The 16,529-nt window shown below is 54.5% G+C and carries 12 protein-coding genes; 6 read left to right on the plus strand and 6 right to left on the minus strand.

Features of this window, described 5'->3' with window-relative positions; all coding sequences use genetic code 11:
* Positions 1–196: 196 nt before the first annotated feature.
* The 5 genes from dalD to AAEY27_RS01770 all read left to right on the plus strand — a co-directional run bounded on the left by dalD (position 197) and on the right by AAEY27_RS01770 (position 6,676).
* Positions 197–1,594: a D-arabinitol 4-dehydrogenase gene (gene dalD / locus AAEY27_RS01750; RefSeq protein ID WP_342323250.1), complete on the plus strand. Its 1,398-nt coding sequence runs from the start codon at positions 197–199 to the stop codon at positions 1,592–1,594.
* Positions 1,595–1,606: 12 nt separating this feature from the next.
* Positions 1,607–3,079: a xylulokinase gene (xylB, locus tag AAEY27_RS01755; protein ID WP_342323251.1), complete on the plus strand. Its 1,473-nt coding sequence runs from the start codon at positions 1,607–1,609 to the stop codon at positions 3,077–3,079.
* Positions 3,080–3,180: 101 nt separating this feature from the next.
* Complete coding sequence (locus AAEY27_RS01760; RefSeq protein WP_425294665.1) at positions 3,181–4,131, plus strand: substrate-binding domain-containing protein; 951 nt, start codon at positions 3,181–3,183, stop codon at positions 4,129–4,131.
* A 58-nt stretch (positions 4,132–4,189) separates the two neighbouring features.
* A complete protein-coding gene (locus AAEY27_RS01765; RefSeq protein WP_342323253.1) occupies positions 4,190–5,689 on the plus strand; it encodes a sugar ABC transporter ATP-binding protein in 1,500 nt (499 codons plus the stop codon).
* A gap of 39 nt (positions 5,690–5,728) precedes the next feature.
* Entirely contained in the window at positions 5,729–6,676 is a 948-nt protein-coding gene (locus tag AAEY27_RS01770; RefSeq protein ID WP_425294666.1) for an ABC transporter permease, read from the plus strand.
* Between the two features lie 121 nt (positions 6,677–6,797).
* On the opposite strand, the gene pckA is transcribed toward AAEY27_RS01770, so the two are convergent.
* The 5 genes from pckA to AAEY27_RS01795 form a co-directional block, all read right to left on the minus strand.
* Positions 6,798–8,417: a phosphoenolpyruvate carboxykinase (ATP) gene (gene pckA, locus AAEY27_RS01775; protein WP_342323255.1), complete on the minus strand. Its 1,620-nt coding sequence runs from the start codon at positions 8,415–8,417 to the stop codon at positions 6,798–6,800.
* A 338-nt stretch (positions 8,418–8,755) separates the two neighbouring features.
* Positions 8,756–9,640, minus strand: coding sequence for an Hsp33 family molecular chaperone HslO (hslO, locus tag AAEY27_RS01780; protein WP_342325435.1), 885 nt, complete (start codon positions 9,638–9,640; stop codon positions 8,756–8,758).
* Positions 9,641–9,658: 18 nt separating this feature from the next.
* Positions 9,659–10,060, minus strand: coding sequence for a ribosome-associated heat shock protein Hsp15 (gene hslR / locus AAEY27_RS01785; RefSeq protein ID WP_342323256.1), 402 nt, complete (start codon positions 10,058–10,060; stop codon positions 9,659–9,661).
* A complete protein-coding gene (gene yrfG / locus AAEY27_RS01790; RefSeq protein WP_342323257.1) occupies positions 10,060–10,737 on the minus strand; it encodes a GMP/IMP nucleotidase in 678 nt (225 codons plus the stop codon). The genes hslR and yrfG overlap by 1 nt, the downstream gene beginning before the upstream one ends.
* Before the next feature lie 65 nt (positions 10,738–10,802).
* Positions 10,803–12,938, minus strand: coding sequence for an intracellular growth attenuator family protein (locus tag AAEY27_RS01795; protein ID WP_342323258.1), 2,136 nt, complete (start codon positions 12,936–12,938; stop codon positions 10,803–10,805).
* 317 nt (positions 12,939–13,255) lie between these two features.
* Here AAEY27_RS01795 and nudE point away from each other — a divergent pair, with 317 nt between their 5' ends.
* Positions 13,256–13,816: an ADP compounds hydrolase NudE gene (gene nudE / locus AAEY27_RS01800; protein WP_342323259.1), complete on the plus strand. Its 561-nt coding sequence runs from the start codon at positions 13,256–13,258 to the stop codon at positions 13,814–13,816.
* Positions 13,817–13,880: 64 nt separating this feature from the next.
* On the opposite strand, the gene mrcA is transcribed toward nudE, so the two are convergent.
* Entirely contained in the window at positions 13,881–16,433 is a 2,553-nt protein-coding gene (gene mrcA, locus AAEY27_RS01805) for a peptidoglycan glycosyltransferase/peptidoglycan DD-transpeptidase MrcA (protein WP_342323260.1), read from the minus strand.
* Positions 16,434–16,529 lie beyond the last annotated feature (96 nt).

Genomic DNA, 16,529 nt, shown 5'->3' on the forward strand with positions numbered 1-16,529 from the left:
CCTGAGTGATCTCGCGGCATCTTACCTTCACACCAAAACGCTGTCGATAAAATTGGGCAAATGCCACTTTTTAGGGCAATTGCTAATTTCGTGCGTTGCCTCTCAGAACAGACTCGCCACAACCACCTAACATACGTGCAATGAATCGGGCATGTGCCCATTAAAATATCAAATGCTCAATTGTGAGGTGATTGTAATGTCCAGTGAAAAATCAGTGTGGATGCATATTGGTGCGGGCTCATTTCATCGTGCTCATCAAGCCTGGTATCTGCACAAACTGATGGAACAGGGCGACGACAGCTGGAGTATCGCGCTGGGGAATATCCGCGATGATGCAAACGCGTTGCTGTCTGCGTTGCGTGCGCAAAACGGGGAGTACGTGCTGGAAACGGTCTCTCCGAAAGGGGAGCGTCAATATGAAACGATCACCTCTATCCGCAAGGTGCTGCCGTGGGACAAAGAGATCAGCGCGCTCATCAAACAAGGCGCCGATAAACAGACGCGAGTGATTGCGTTCACCGTGACCGAAAGCGGCTATTACCTGACGCCGGAACATGAGCTGGATTGCCAGCAGGCGGACATCCAAAGCGATCTGAACGGCGGCATTCGCACGCTTTACGGCGCACTGACCCACATTTTGAAAGCACGCGTCGCGCAACACGGCGAACCGGTGACACTGCTCACTTGTGACAACCTGCGCCATAACGGCGAGCGTTTTCGTCACGGCTTCCTCTCTTTCCTGAAACAAAAAGGCGAAAAAGCACTGTATGACTGGGTTGAGCGCGAAACGACGTCGCCGAACACCATGGTTGACCGCATTACGCCGCGCCCAACGCCGGATGTGGCGGAACGTGTGCTGGCCGCCACCGGTAAAAAAGACAACGCCCCAGTAATGGGAGAATCCTTCATTCAATGGGTGATTGAAGATAATTTCGCCAATGGTCGTCCGGCGCTGGAAAACGTCGGCGTCGAACTGGTTGACTCCGTGCTGCCGTGGGAAGAGGCGAAAATCCGCATTCTGAACGCCACCCATAGCTGCATCGCCTGGGCCGGGACGCTGATCGGCCAGAGCTATATCGACGAAAGTACCAACCAACCGGCCATTCGCCGCATGGCGTATGACTATGTTACCGAAGATGTGATTCCCTGCCTGACACCCAGCCCGCTGGATCTTGAAAAGTATCGCGATGTGGTGCTGGCGCGCTTTGGTAACCCGTATATCAAAGACACCAACCAGCGTGTCGCGGCCGATGGTCTGTCGAAAATCCCTGGCATGGTGACGCCAACCCTGATTGGCTGCTATGCACTTGGCCGCGAGCCGAATGCCACGGCGGTGGTTCCAGCGCTGTTCTTCCTGTTCCTCAAACGCTGGGCAGAAAATGCGCTGCCTTATACCTACCAGGATGGCGTGCTGCAACCGGATGCGGTTCGCGCCGTCTTCGCCAGCCCCGATCCGCTGGCAGCCTGGGCGGCGGATGAAGCGCTGTTCGCGGAACTGGCGCAGTCTGCCGACTTCCTGGCGTTGTTGCGCCGCACGGTTCGCGCGCTGGAACAGTGGGTGAAACAGCCGCAAAAAGAGCTGGCGATGGCCTGACGGGGAGGCGCTATGTATCTCGGTATTGATGTCGGAACGTCGGAAATCAAAACGCTGTTACTGGACGGTAACAGCAAAATTGTCGCCGTGGCGGGGGCGCCGTTAACGGTTCAACGCCCTCATCCTCATTGGTCTGAACAAGATCCTGAAAGCTGGTGGCAGGCGCTGAACCAGGCGCTGGGTCTGCTGCGGGGGCAAGTTGCCGGGCAATGGAAGGAGGTGAAGGCGATTGGTCTGTCCGGGCAAATGCACGGCGCGGTGCTCTTAGGCAAACAGGGGAATGTGCTGCGTCCTTGCATCCTGTGGAACGACACGCGCAGCGCAAAAGAGTGCGAGTTGCTGACCGAGCGCGCGCCAGAGTTACACCAAATCGCCGGGAACCTCGCCATGCCGGGGTTTACCGCGCCAAAATTGCTGTGGGTAGCGGAGCATGAACCGCAGATTTTTGCGCAAACCGCGCATGTGCTGCTGCCGAAAGATTATCTGCGCTGGCGTATGACGGGCGAAATGGTGAGTGATATGTCTGACGCGGCGGGCACACTGTGGCTGGATGTCGCACAGCGTGACTGGTCGGATAGCCTGCTCGCGGCCTGCGATTTGCACCGCGACATGATGCCGCGGTTAGTTGAAGGTTCGCAGCCCAGCGGCGTGCTGACCGACGAAATTGCGCAGTCATGGGGGCTTTCGCCCAACGTCGTGGTGGCGGGCGGTGGCGGTGATAACGCCGCCAGCGCGGTCGGTATCGGCGCGGTGAACGCAGGGGATGCATTTATTTCTCTTGGCACGTCGGGCGTGTTGTTTGCCGTTAATGACCGTTATCGCCCGAACCCGCAATCGGCGGTTCATGCATTTTGCCATGCGCTGCCGGAGCGCTGGCATCAGATGAGCGTGATGTTGACCGCTGCCAGCGCGCTGCGCTGGTTGTGTACCCTTTTGCGCTGTGACGAAGCGACATTGATGTCCGAAGTGGCGCAGCTTACGCCCGCGCAGCGCCGTCATGCGCCGATCTTTTTACCTTATCTTTCCGGCGAGCGTACGCCGCACAACGATCCGTGGGCGCAGGGGGCGTTTAGCCACTTAACCCATGATGTTGACCGTGCGCAACTGGGATATGCCGTGATTGAGGGCGTGACGTTTGGCCTGATGGACGGTTTACAGGTGCTTTATGAAGCCGGCACCGAACTGACGCAATGTTCACTTGTCGGCGGCGGCGCGCGCAGTGCGGAATGGGCGCAGCTTATCGCCAACGTGTTGAACATACCTATTGTCACGCATGAGGGGGGTGAAGCTGGCGGGGCGCTTGGCGCGGCTCGTCTGGCCTGGCTCGCCGTCGGCGGTGATGAGAAGGAAGTCTGTACTAAGCCAACGGAGCGGCGACGTTATCTTCCACAGAGTGAAAGCAGGGAAGGATTGCTGAGTCGTTTACAGGATTTTCGCCTGCAGTATCGCCAGCAGGTCGAGGCTCGTAACCTGGCGCGCGGCTAACGCTGCGCGCTGTTATTCCGAATCCGTTGGTAAGGGCGGCTAAGGCTGCCCATTACGCCGGTTATCACTGTACCTACACAAGGAAAAAGAACGTGAAAAAGATGGTTTGGGCTTTAGCGTTATCCATTGCATCCCTGTCTGTCGCCGTCCATGCGGAAGACAAAATTAAGGTCGGTTTCGCCAACCGTACCTTGAACGGTGCTTTCTTTAACGGCTTGACCGAGTATATGAAGATTCATGCCAAAGAACGCGGCTATGAACTGATTACCACCGATGCGCGCGGCGATCTGAATAAACAGATTTCCGACGTGGAAGATATGCTCTCTCAAGGGATCAATTACCTGATCCTTAACCCGCAAGATCCTGAAGCTGGTTTGCGCATCACGCAAATTGCCAAGCGTAAAAACGTCCCTGTTGTGGTGTTGGACAGTGATATCTCTCTCGACGCGCCCGTCATTACTCGCGTGCAAGCAAACAACGCGAAAAACAACATCATGATTGGCGAATACGCCGTCGAAAAATTTGGCGACAAGCCAATGAACTGCATTTTGATCAGCGGCAACCAGGGCAACCTGGTCGGTGAAGCGCGTCGCGTGAACTTCATGCGCGGGGTCACCGAAACGCAACTGCGTAAGTACAACCACACGCAGCTTACGATCATTAGCCAAGGCTGGGGAAACTGGGATCAACAAGGTGGCCTGAAAGCGATGGAGGATTTAATCGTCGCGCAGGGCGACAAAATCAACTGCGTGTATAGCGAAATGGACGACATGGCGCTGGGTGCGGTGCTGTCTCTGAAAGCGGCGAACAAGTTAAACAACGTGCTTGTTTTCTCTCACGATGGCTACAAGAAAGGGCTTGAAGCCGTGCAGCGTGGCGACATTCAGGCCACCGCATCAAATAACCCGGATCTACTGACCAACACCGTGCTGGACGTGATTGCCAAGTACCAGGCGGGTCAGAAAGATTTCCCGGATTATGTCTACATCCCCTCGATTTTGATCACCAAAGACAATGTGAGCAAGTACTACAACAAAGACTCAATTTTCTAATGGTTACGTCTCCCCGATGGCAAGGGGAGACGTTTTTTAAAATCGAGAGGTATTCCTGATGGAAGAGTATGCAATCGTCATCGATAAGGTGAAAAAAAGTTTCGGCGGGGTACATGCGCTAAAAAATGTAAACCTGAAAATTAAGCAGGGTGATATTCACGCGATCGTCGGGGAAAACGGCGCGGGAAAATCGACGCTGATGAAAATCTTGTCAGGAATTTATGTTAAGGACGGCGGGACGTTACACGTTAATGGTAAAGAGGTTCACTTCACCTCCCCAGGGCAAAGCCGGGACAGCCAGATCGGTATCATCTATCAGGAACTGGCGCTCTCGCCGGATTTAACGGTGGCGGAAAATATCTTTCTGGATGACCTGGGGTTGGGCAAGCGGTTCGTTAACTGGAACACGTTGAACAAAAAAGCCGCCAGGGTGCTAAGCAACCTGGGTTTTGCTATCAAGCCCGACGATAAAGTGGGTGATTTGAGTGTCGCCTACCAGCAAATGGTTGAGATCGCCAAATCGCTGGCGCGCAACGTCAAAATTTTGATCCTCGATGAGCCGACCGCCGTACTGTCGGAGCGCGAAATCGAGATCCTGTTCAGCCAGTTGAAGTTACTCAAAGGCCAGGGCGTCACCATCCTTTATATCTCGCACCGGCTGGAAGAGATTTTCATGATCGCCGATGCCATCAGCGTCATTAAAGATGGCGAATCCGTGGGCGATTTAGACCCGAAAACCTGCACCGAAGACGACATTATTTCCGCGATGGTCGGGCGTAAGTTCGAGAATTTATACCCGCCGAAAAATATTCCGCAGGAGGAAGAGATCCTCCGCGTTGAGAACCTGGCGACTCGCGCCTTGTTAAGCGACATCAATTTGCATGTGCGCAAAGGCGAAATTGTCGGCCTTGCTGGACTGGTTGGCGCGGGGCGTACGGAAATCGCCCGCTGTCTGTTCGGTATCGACCGCATGTCGGAAGGGACGATAACCAAAAACGGTCAGCCAGTTGTGATTCACCATCCGGCAGACGCGATGCGCTACGGCATCGGCCTGGTGCCAGAAAGCCGCAAAGAGCAGGGCGCAATCCTCACGCAAAGTATTCGCGAAAACATTTCGTTATCTCGCCTGAAAAGCGTGTGTTACCGGCTGGGGATTATTAACCACCAGCAGGACAAGAAGTTAGCGGAGGAGTATCGCAGCAAGCTGAAAATCAAATTAGGGTCGGTTGAACATCCGGTGTCCAGTCTCAGCGGCGGTAACCAGCAAAAAGTGGTTATCGCGAAATGGCTTAATACCGGCTGCGACTTGCTCATTCTTGATGAACCGACACGCGGCGTCGACGTGGGGGCAAAGGTCGAAATCTACAACGTCATTCACGATCTCGCCGAGCGAGGATTCGCCATTATTTTAATCTCTTCGGAAATGGTTGAGGTCATCAACCTGTCACACCGCGTTTATGTGATGAGCGAGGGCAGTATCACTCGCGAACTGATCGGTGATGAGATTTCGGAAGAAAACATCATGAAGCATGCCATTCCAAAACGGGCATTGGTTTAACGAGGAAACGTAATGGAACAGATTAGCCAGACTCACGTCATGCCCTCCTTTCACGAAAGGGTGCTTAAGTTTTTTGTGAATAACTCCACGCTTATCGTTTTTCTCTTAATGTTGGTGATTGCCGGTTTCCTGTCCGATAGGTTTTACAGCGGCGACAACATCACCAACGTGCTTCGCCAGAGCGTGCCGTTAGGGTTAGCGGCGCTGGGCATGCTGTTTGTGATTCTGACCGGGGGGATCGATCTCTCCGTTGGCTCGGTGATGGCGTTTATTTCCGTGGCGGTGGCGATTTTCATTCCCGAAATCGGCCTGTGGCCTGCGTTATTCGCCAGCTTATTTATTGCGGCGATAATCGGTGCTGGCGCCGGAACGTTGGTGACGCTGTTCAATATCGCGCCGTTTATCGCCACGCTGGCGATGATGACTATTGCCAGGGGGCTGGCGTTAATCATATCGAAGGGGCAACCGGTCTTTATTGATGATATGTCTTTTGTCGATTTCGGTACGGGTTACCTGTTCGGTCTGCCAAAGCCGGTCTACGTGCTGGTGGTTTTCGCCCTGCTGGCGCATTGCGTTTATAAGTACACGGTGTTTGGTCGCCTGACGATTTCTATCGGTTCCAACGAAACCGCCACGCGCTTCGCCGGGATCAAAGTCGGCTGGTATAAATTCGCGGTGTATGCCTTAAGCGGCTTCGCCTGCGGCCTGGCGGGTGTGCTGGCCTCAACGCGTACGGGCGTCGGCTCGCCGGTGCTTTCCGTGGGGTTTGAACTGGATGTTATCGCCGCCGTGGTGGTGGGGGGAGCGAGTCTCGCGGGCGGTCGCGGCAACGTGATGAATACCATCGTTGGGGTGATGATCCTCAGCATCATCTCTAACCTGATGAACCTGATGAATATTTCCGGCTACAACCAGCAGGTGGTGAAGGGGCTGATTATTATCGCGGCGGTGATGCTGGAAAGCCTGAAATCGCGCCAGCGCAGTTAAGCTGCCTGATGGCGCTCTAGGTTTTGTAGGCCGGGTAAGGCATAGCCGCCACCCGGCTCTTTGTCAGCAATATGAAACCCTGGCGTTGCGGCCAGGGTTTTGTTGCTCTTGCGTAAGCGAATTACAGTTTCGGTCCGGCGCTGACCAATGCGGCACCGGCGTCGGTATCGGTGTATTTCTCGAAGTTCTCAATAAACAACGTCGCCAGTTGAGTCGCTTTCTCCTGCCACTGCTCCGGGGATGCATACGTACTGCGCGGGTCGAGAATACGGCTATCGACACCGGGCAGCGACGTTGGAATCGCCAGGTTAAACATCGGCAGCGTGAAGGTTTCGGCATCATCCAGCGAACCGTCCAGAATGGCGTCGATAATCGCGCGCGTATCCTTAATGGAGATGCGTTTGCCCGTGCCGTTCCAGCCTGTATTCACCAGATACGCCTGCGCACCGGCGGCCTGCATCCGTTTCACCAGCACTTCTGCGTACTGCGTGGGATGCAGCGATAAAAACGCCGCGCCAAAGCAGGCGGAGAAGGTCGGCGTCGGCTCGGTGACACCGCGTTCGGTACCGGCCAGTTTGGCGGTAAAACCAGAGAGGAAATGGTACTGCGTCTGGTTAGCCGTCAGGCGAGAAACCGGGGGTAACACACCGAACGCGTCTGCCGTCAGGAAGATAACTTTGGTGGCATGGCCCGCTTTCGATACCGGTTTAACGATGTTCTGAATATGGTAAATCGGGTACGAGACGCGGGTGTTTTCTGTTTTCGACGCATCATCAAAATCAATGCTGCCGTCCTCGCGAACGCTGACGTTTTCCAGCAGCGCATCGCGGCGAATGGCGTGGAAAATGTCCGGTTCGGCCTCTTCAGAAAGCCGGATGGTTTTGGCGTAGCAGCCGCCTTCAAAGTTAAAGACGCCGTCATCATCCCAGCCGTGTTCGTCATCGCCAATCAGGCGGCGTTTCGGATCGGTGGAAAGGGTGGTTTTACCGGTGCCGGAAAGACCGAAGAACACCGCGACATCGCCTTTTTCGCCGACGTTGGCAGAGCAGTGCATCGACGCAATGCCCTGCAACGGCAGCAGGTAGTTCATGATCGAGAACATGCCTTTTTTCATTTCGCCACCGTACCAGGTGCCGCCGATTAGCTGGATGCGCTCGGTAAGGTTAAACGCGACGAAGTTTTCAGAATTCAGGCCCTGTTCTTTCCACTGCGGGTTGGTGCATTTCGCGCCGTTCATCACGATAAAGTCCGGCGTAAAATCGGCCAGTTCTTCATCGGTTGGGCGAATAAACATGTTTTTGACGAAGTGCGCCTGCCAGGCCACTTCCGTGATAAAGCGAACAGAGAGACGGGAGTCCGGGTTCGCGCCGCAAAACGCGTCGACAATAAACAGGCGTTTGCCGGAGAGTTCTTGTGTGACCAGATTTTTTAAATGCTGCCAGACCTCAGGCGAGAGAGGTTTGTTGTCGTTCTTGCCTTTGCCTTTATCGGCCCACCACACCGTATCGCGGGTGGTGTCATCTCGGACAATATACTTATCTTTCGGCGAACGGCCGGTGAAAATACCGGTGTCCACGGCGACAGCACCAGAATTCGTCAACACGCCACGCTCATATCCTTCCAGGTCTGGACGAAGCTCCTCCTGATACAGCGTATCGTAGTCGGGATTGTAGACGACATCCTGAACATCGTTGATACCATAAGCCTTGAGATCTTGCGGGGTTAAGCTCTTAACGCGCATGTCACTGCTCCTTAGCCAATATGTACTACCTGAAATTGTAGGGTTGTTCTTTGCCCGCTTACCGGGACGAGGCTCATAGATTTACTTATCTCGACAAACCTTGGCTTACGCAAAACACTGTGATTAGGGTCACGTAACGGGATGAATTATGGCAAAATTTATTACATTGATCGGGAAAATGTTATCAGAATGCGCTAAGGCAACATTTTTAACCTTTGCTTTGTGACTGTAATCGCTTTCATGGAAGAAAATTACGTAACACTTTCAGGCGGGATTGTAGCGGAAACGTGACGAATAATGCAAAAACGCCGCCCGGAGGCGGCGTTGTATAAGCGGGATCAATGAACCTGCGGATTGGCGGGAGACGCGTTATTGCGGATTTCCGCAATATCCATCGCATTGAAGAGATAGTGGTTACCGCAGTAATCGCAGTGCATATCAATTTCGCCCTCTTCGGCGAGAATGCTGTCCACTTCTTCATCCGGCAGTGTTTTCAGCGCACCAGCGCAGCGTTCGCGGGAACAGGTGCATTTGAATTCGACATCCTGCGGATCGTACAGCGTGACTTCTTCTTCATGGTACAGGCGCCACAGCACATCTTCCGCCGCCAGCGTAAACAACTCTTCCGCTTTGATGGTTTCTGTCAGCACGGCCAGATGTTCAAAGTCCGTGGCCTGCGTATCTTGCGCCGGCAGAACCTGTAACAGCATGCCGCCTGCGGCGGGCTGACCTTCCACGTCACCGGTACGGATAAACAGACGCGTCGGCAACTGTTCGGAACGCAGGAAATAATCTTCCAGGCACTCCGCCAGCGTATCGCCTTCAAGACCCACTACACCCTGATAACGCTCGCCTTCTTCCGGCGTAATGGTGATAACTAAATACCCATTGCCGACCAGCGTTTTCAGATCCGCGTCTTCAGGCACATCGCCCTGCACGCGCGCCACACCGCGCATTTGCTGGCGGTTGTTACCGTTGATCACCGCCAGGCTCATGGGGCCATCGCCCTGCAACTGAACAGTAATGTCACCGGCAAACTTCAGCGTTGCAGTCAGCAGGCTGGTCGCGACCAACAACTCACCGAGGATGGTTTTCACCGGCAGCGGATAGTTGTGGTTCTCCAGCACCTGTTTCCAGGTTTCGGAGACCGTCACCAACTCGCCGCGTACGGCATAGTTTTCAAATAGATAGCGGTGTAATTGGTCTTGATTGGCCATGATTATCTCTCTTGCGGGTGAGCGTTACTCGCTGCCACCGGATTTAAATTTCATCAGATCGCGGCGCTCCTTTTTGTCCGGGCGGCGATCGGGGTGCGGCATTGTAAGTGCATTGAGCTTGCGGGCCTGCGCCATTTTTTCGCGTTTCTCAATGCTTTCCGCTGTTTCTTCATAGAGTTCAACGGCTTCGTTTGCCGGGCGTCGTTGATCCGTAATGCCTTTAATGATGACGGTGCGTTCATCATTGCCCTGACGCAGCGTCAGTGTGGCATTCAGCTCTACGACTTTACTCGGCTTGCTGCGTTGCCCGTTGTAATGCACTTTGCCGCCGTCAATCATCTCGCGGGCCAGGGCGCGGGTTTTATAAAACCGCGCGCACCAGAGCCACTTATCCAGGCGGACTTCTTGCGCAGGCTGCTGTTTCATTACATCTCCTTTAAAAGCGAGGGGAGCAAGCGGCGGTAGTCATTCATTGCCGGATGGCGCAGATAACTTTTTTCCGCCATCCCAGAATCCGGGTTGGTCACGCCCAGGCAATAGCGAATGCCAAATGTCGTCGCGGCATCCAGAATCGGCTCGCTGTCATCAATAAACAGCGTGCGTTCCGGATTGAGGCCCGTTTCCTGGGCGACAGCTTGCCACAAGCGCTGATCCTCTTTCGGATAACCAAATGTATGGGTGGAAAGTAATAAATCAAGGTGTGCCGCCAGACCGGTGTGCTCCAGCTTCACCGCCAGATTATGCGGATGCGCATTGGTCAGCAAAATGCGGCGCTTACCGCTTTTTTGCAGTGCATCCAAAAAGGGCACCGTGTCTTCGCGTAGCACTGCGCGTGGCCCTTGTTGTGTGGTCATGGCGCAAATATCCAACCCGAGGCGTTCGCTCCAGTAGTCCAGACAGTACCAGTTTAGCGTATGCTGCACGGCGTGATATTCCAGGCGGAGCGCGCTCTGCGCTTCTTCCGGCGTTAAGCCCAGTTTTTCGCCGTAAGTTTGCGGCACTAATTGTTGCCAAAAGAAGTTATCAAAGGCGAGGTCGAGCAGCGTGCCGTCCATGTCCAGCAAAACGGTATCGACGTCCTGCCATGCGATATCAAGATGCATTAAAAAGCTCCAGCCAGAAGAAAACGTGCGCGACAGGTTATCACAGCTCGCGCAACGATGAGTTATCAGCTGAGGCTATCCTGGGTGGGGATTAACCGGGGGTTCAGGCAGCTTTCATAATACTGCTGAATATCTTCAAGGCGCGTGCGGTTACGCTGGTAACGGCGCAGCGCCAGCACACCGTTATAAAGGCTGCAAATGACCATCGCCAGCAATAGCAGGGTGGTGCCGGCATAGCGCCACAAACCGGCCGCGTCCGGCATACGGTGCAGGCTAATATGCCGGGTGCCGTTCGCATCGGTATAAATATTGGTGATGATCCCTTCGGCGTGGAACGGCGTCTGCATCAGCATTTGCGCCAGGCGCTGAAATTCCGCCCATTGCTCTTGTGCCGGGTAATCATAGAGCGCGATGGGCGGCCACGGCTGATCGACCAGCTCGTTGCCCTCTTCGCTCACAATCAAAAAACCACCTGGCGCCGGGCTGTTTAACGCCTGCGCCGCGCGCGTGGTTTCACGCATGATAAAAGGCGCGGTGGACGTGGTGACCAGGTTATCCAGCGACTCGGCACTCACCGGGCGCAACAGAACGTTTACCCCGGTCAGCTTTCCTTCTCTGGCGCGTTTGGTGAGCGTGTCCCAATCTTTGCTGTTACCCAGGTTAACCAGCGCGTTTTTCAACCGCAGGCATTCGTCTTCGGCGGCACACAGATCCTGTGTTTTCAATACGATTTCGGCGAAGTCATCCAGCAAGACCATGCCGGATTTTTGAATGGCTGAGCGTAACACCGGGCTAACGCGTGAATCTTCTTCCGTTGTGGGATGAAGCTGACGACTGACCGCCTGCGCCAGCGCTGTGGCTTTCGTGACGATCTCCGATTCCGGCAACGGCAGGGGCGGGGCGTTATTCCAGATAATTTGCGAGCAGTCGAACGGCGTGAATGGCGACGTCTGGCGGGATGCCCAATTGCTTTGCGTGTGGATATTACACATCCCGGTGCCGCTGATGCGCAGCGTATCGCCAATCCGCAGACCGGCGGCTTCAAGCTGGTTGACGCTGCTGGCTTCAACGGTTTGCGCGCCCTTGATCCACGAGACGGTGAATTTAATCGGCATATCCAGCGGAACCCAAATCAGCAGCATCGCCAGCACCACCAGCGAGCCGGTGGCGATCACCGCGCTGCGCACCCAGTGCTGTAGTGGGAAGTTTTTCACTTCATCGTGCAGCGACAGAAAACGGCCCTGACGCACGACATGGCGATCAAGGTAGATATCAATATCGGTTTGCTGACCCAAATCGCGAGTGATAAAGGGCTGCCAGTGACGTGGATAGATCAGGTCAATAATACCCAGCGAGATATTATTCATTTGCTCCTGATTATTTTCACCGAACAGCCCCCAGCGCTTTGGCGTGCCACGCAGACAATGAATCTCCCGCAGCGTGTTTTTCGCCGGTGGCGCATACAAGCCCCACAGCCCGGCGGCAAGCAGCATCACGCCGCCGCCCGCCAGCCACGGGACAAAAACGCCAGGCGTTGCGAGGCAAAAGAAGAACATCAGGAACGAGGCGGAGATCAGCAGCGCTTCGCGCATGCCGTCCGGGCGGCTTAATGCGTACTCGTAAGGCGTTTCGCGGCGAATATTGAGCAGCTCAATCTGTTCGCTCTCTTCACCGCGAATGGCAGAATGCGTCGATGAGATATTTTCCAGCTCGCCGCCGCGCTCTTCATGCATATATTCGCTGAGCGTGTGGCCGTTAAGCGAAATCACCAGTGGCATCGAGTCGGTGCGAATCAGCTCAACGTTATTCTCGTCGGTAATGTGTTGTTCCCAGGACGGCGGGAGATGGACTTCAACAGAGTCCAGGTAGTAGCGCCATTTGTTTGGCGCGTCCGTCGTGATGCCGTAGCGCGTGATGGAGTGCGCGACAAACAGAACGGTGTTGCTGTGGGCATTAAGTTTGATGGATACCGGCGCGGCGGTTGCGCCGGTCGGACCAGGGGTATTTTGCGTACGGGAAAGCGTCTCCAGATAGCGTTCAACAGCGTCGCGCTCTTCTGGTGTTAACTTGCGGGCAGTCGCGCCGGTGAAAGCCTGTAAATAAGGCAGTCGGTACCGACGTTGCGACCTGAACCTGTAAATCCATCCGGCGAGGAATGCGCAGGCCAGCATAGCAGCGAAAAAAATCAAAATGGTGCTCATGCTTTCCCCATCTTACTTTTTCTAACAGGTGTAGTCAGTTGCACCCTTCCCGTGAATATCGAATGTGGCTGGCCGTTGTAAGCAAGAAATTAACTTGAGTATTTTTAAGCGCATACCAGTGGCAAAAAGAATAGCAAAACGACCCCAGCGGGAATATCAGCAAATTCTTAGTTTTATTTCAAGCTATTGACTTTTTGGTGAAATTGGGAATTGATTTGAGAGAGGTTGCAGGAATGTAAATTAGCGGCAAAGGACATTGCCCAAACAGTGCGTAGTGTCGCACAATAACGAAAGTTTCTCTGCAAAGACCGATAATAATGAGCGAATCATTGCAAAAACCCACCATTCTTAACGTCGAAACCGTAGCGTCTTCACGACTTTTTAACGTAGAAAGTGTCGACCTTGAATTTAGCAACGGTGTGCGCCGAGTCTACGAACGCATGCGTCCTTCTGCTCATGAAGCTGTGATGATTGTGCCGATTGTCGACGATCATCTGATCCTGATTCGCGAATATGCGGTTGGAACCGAGTCTTACGAGTTGGGATTTTCCAAAGGTCTTATCGACGCAGGTGAGAGTATATACGAAGCGGCGAACCGTGAACTAAAAGAAGAAGTCGGATTTGGTGCAAAAGAGCTTACTTTTCTGAAAAAACTCAGCATGGCGCCCTCTTATTTCTCCAGCAAGATGAACATCATCGTTGCCGAAGACCTTTATCCCGAGTCATTACCCGGTGATGAACCCGAACCGCTACCTCAGGTACGCTGGCCTTTAAAGCACCTGATGGATCTGCTGGAAGACCCCGATTTCACCGAAGCCCGTAACGTCAGCGCACTGTTTTTAGTGCGCGAATGGCTAAAAAGCCAGGGGCGACTTTGACCGCACAAAATAACAAATGAAAAGGGCGCGTAAGCGCCCTTTTTGCTATCTGTAATCGCTGTTCTTAAAACAGCTCGTGCGACTCGCCGTTGTCGATAAGCGTCGTACCCACTTCGTGTACTGCTTGCTGGGTCGGCTGCGTGCCTTCAATAAAGTACTCCTGACGGCTGCTGCCACCGCTTGCCAGTTGCCCGGTACTGCGGTCGATGTTCACCGTCACAACACCCGGCGGCGGCGTGAGCGGATCTTCCGGTACACCATCCAGCACGGCTTTCATATACGCATCCCAGGCTGGCTGCGCACTCTTGGCACCGCCTTCATAACCGGAAATCTGATCTTTAATCGCGCCTGAAGCTGTGGTGCGACCAAGATCGCGGCGGTGATCGTCAAAACCAATCCACACCGACGTCACCACGCCTGGGCCATAACCCGAGAACCAGGCATCTTTCGAGCTGTTAGTGGTCCCGGTTTTGCCGCCGATATCGTTACGCTTGAGATCGCGTCCCGCGCGCCAGCCAGTACCTTGCCAGCCCGGTTCGCCGAAGATGTTGCTGTTCAGCGCGCTCTTAATCAAAAACGACAGCGGGGTGCTGATCACGTGCGGGGCATACTCTTCGCCGCCGCTACGCTGCACCAGCGCCTGGTTCGCCTGCTCCAGTTGCGGCATCGGCACCGAGGTGTTTTGCTGCTCCTGCGACGTGGCGACATTTTCCATATCTTTGTTTTCCAGCACGTTCGATTTCGGCGTTTCACCGTAAATCACGGGAATATCGCAATCGGCACAGGCTACTTTCGGGCGCGCTTCAAACAGCACATTGCCCTGATCGGTTTCGATTTTGCTGATAAAGAAAGGGTCAATCAGGAAGCCGCCGTTGGCCATCACGGAATAGCCCCGCGCAACCTGCATTGGCGTGAACGACGCGGAACCGAGCGCTAACGATTCGGTATGGACAATGTTTTGCGCCGGGAAGCCGAAACGCTGCAAATACTCAGCCGCGTAATCAACCCCCATCGCACGCATTGCGCGAACCATCACCACGTTTTTCGACTGCCCCAAACCCTGGCGCAGGCGAATCGGGCCGGCATATTCATCCGGTGAGTTTTTCGGTCGCCAGTCGGAACCGGCGCCCGCATCCCAACGGGAAATTGGTGCGTCATTCAGAATGCTCGCCAGCGTCAGGCCTTTATCCATCGCCGCGGTGTAAAGGAACGGTTTGATGTTCGAGCCCACCTGGCGCAGCGCCTGCGTCGCACGGTTAAACTTGCTTTGGTTGAAATCAAAACCTCCCACCAGCGCCATCACCGCACCGTTATGCGGGTTGATGGAAACCAGCGCCGAGTTCACATCCGGCACCTGTGCCAGCCACCAGGCGTCATCAACCTGGCGAACCCAGATCTGCTGCCCAACCTGCACGGCGTCGGTCACTTTGCGCGGCGTGGTGCCCTGTTGTGTATCCGAACGATAAGGACGCGCCCAGCGCACCCCTTCCAGACGCAGCGAAACCGAGGTGCCATCCGCCATCATCGCGGTGGCTTCTTGCGGGTTCGCGCTGGTTACCACCGCCGGAGACAGCGGCCCGTAAGTCGGCAGTGTTTTCAGGGAGTCGGTAATTTTTTTGCTGTCCCACGCGGTTTCACCCACTTTCCACAGCACATTTGACGGCCCACGGTAGCCGTGGCGCATATCGTAATCCATCACGTTATTACGCACGGCAGTTTGCGCGGCTTGCTGCACTTTGCGGGTCACGGTGGTGTAAACGCGATAACCATCTTCGTACGCTTTATCGCCGTAGCGGTTCACCATCTCCTGGCGCACCATTTCGGAAAGATACGGCGCAGAGAAAGCAATTTCCGGCGCATGGTAATTGGCATCGATCGCTTCGCTGCGCGCCTCTTCGGCCTGCTGCTCGGTGATATAACCTTCGCTCTGCATACGCGCCAGCACCACATTACGACGCGCCGTCGCACGATCGAGTGAATAGAGCGGGTTAAACGTTGACGGCGCTTTCGGCAGACCGGCAATCACCGCCATTTCGCTCAGCGTCAGCTGATCGACAGATTTACCGAAGTAAACCTGCGCCGCTGCGCCCACGCCATACGCGCGGTAACCGAGGTAGATTTTGTTGAGGTAAAGCTCAAGGATCTCGTCTTTACTCAGCAGTTGCTCAATACGAATCGCCAGGAACACTTCCTTAATTTTACGCATCATCGTGCGTTCCGGGCTTAAGAAGAAGTTACGCGCCAGTTGCTGAGTAATGGTGCTCGCCCCTTGAGAAGCGTGGCCGGAGAACAGCGCAACGCTGGCGGCGCGGAAAATCCCCACCGGATCGACGCCGTGATGCTCATAAAAACGGCTGTCTTCCGTTGCGATAAACGCTTTCACCATTTCAGGCGGGATCTGATTTAACGTCAGCGGGATACGGCGTTTTTCGCCGTATTGGGCGATCAATTCACCATCAGCGCTGTACACCTGCATCGGAATCTGTAGCCGCACATCTTTCAGCGTGGCGACATCAGGTAGCTGTGGCTCTATATATTTGTACAGACCAAAAACCGAGCCTGCTCCCAGCAGAATGCAAAAGATTGCAAGGATGAATAAATACTTTACGAACTTCACTGGAGATTTCCCATTTAGAGTCATTTGGGCAGTTTATAAACAACCGCGCGGTAGTATAAAGGCAAGCCTGAAGCATTGATATAGCGTCATCCAGCG

Source organism: Kosakonia sp. BYX6, from assembly GCF_038449125.1.
Taxonomy (GTDB): domain Bacteria; phylum Pseudomonadota; class Gammaproteobacteria; order Enterobacterales; family Enterobacteriaceae; genus Kosakonia; species Kosakonia calanthes.

Coding starts and splice junctions, on each gene's coding strand:
- AAEY27_RS01760 (WP_425294665.1), top strand. CDS start 3,181: ATGGTTTGGGCTTTAGCGTTATCCATTGCATCCCTGTCTGTCGCCGTC.
- AAEY27_RS01765 (WP_342323253.1), top strand. CDS start 4,190: ATGGAAGAGTATGCAATCGTCATCGATAAGGTGAAAAAAAGTTTCGGC.
- pckA (WP_342323255.1), bottom strand. CDS start 8,417: ATGCGCGTTAAGAGCTTAACCCCGCAAGATCTCAAGGCTTATGGTATC.
- yrfG (WP_342323257.1), bottom strand. CDS start 10,737: ATGCATCTTGATATCGCATGGCAGGACGTCGATACCGTTTTGCTGGAC.
- xylB (WP_342323251.1), top strand. CDS start 1,607: ATGTATCTCGGTATTGATGTCGGAACGTCGGAAATCAAAACGCTGTTA.
- nudE (WP_342323259.1), top strand. CDS start 13,256: ATGAGCGAATCATTGCAAAAACCCACCATTCTTAACGTCGAAACCGTA.
- hslR (WP_342323256.1), bottom strand. CDS start 10,060: ATGAAACAGCAGCCTGCGCAAGAAGTCCGCCTGGATAAGTGGCTCTGG.
- AAEY27_RS01770 (WP_425294666.1), top strand. CDS start 5,729: ATGCCCTCCTTTCACGAAAGGGTGCTTAAGTTTTTTGTGAATAACTCC.
- AAEY27_RS01795 (WP_342323258.1), bottom strand. CDS start 12,938: ATGAGCACCATTTTGATTTTTTTCGCTGCTATGCTGGCCTGCGCATTC.
- dalD (WP_342323250.1), top strand. CDS start 197: ATGTCCAGTGAAAAATCAGTGTGGATGCATATTGGTGCGGGCTCATTT.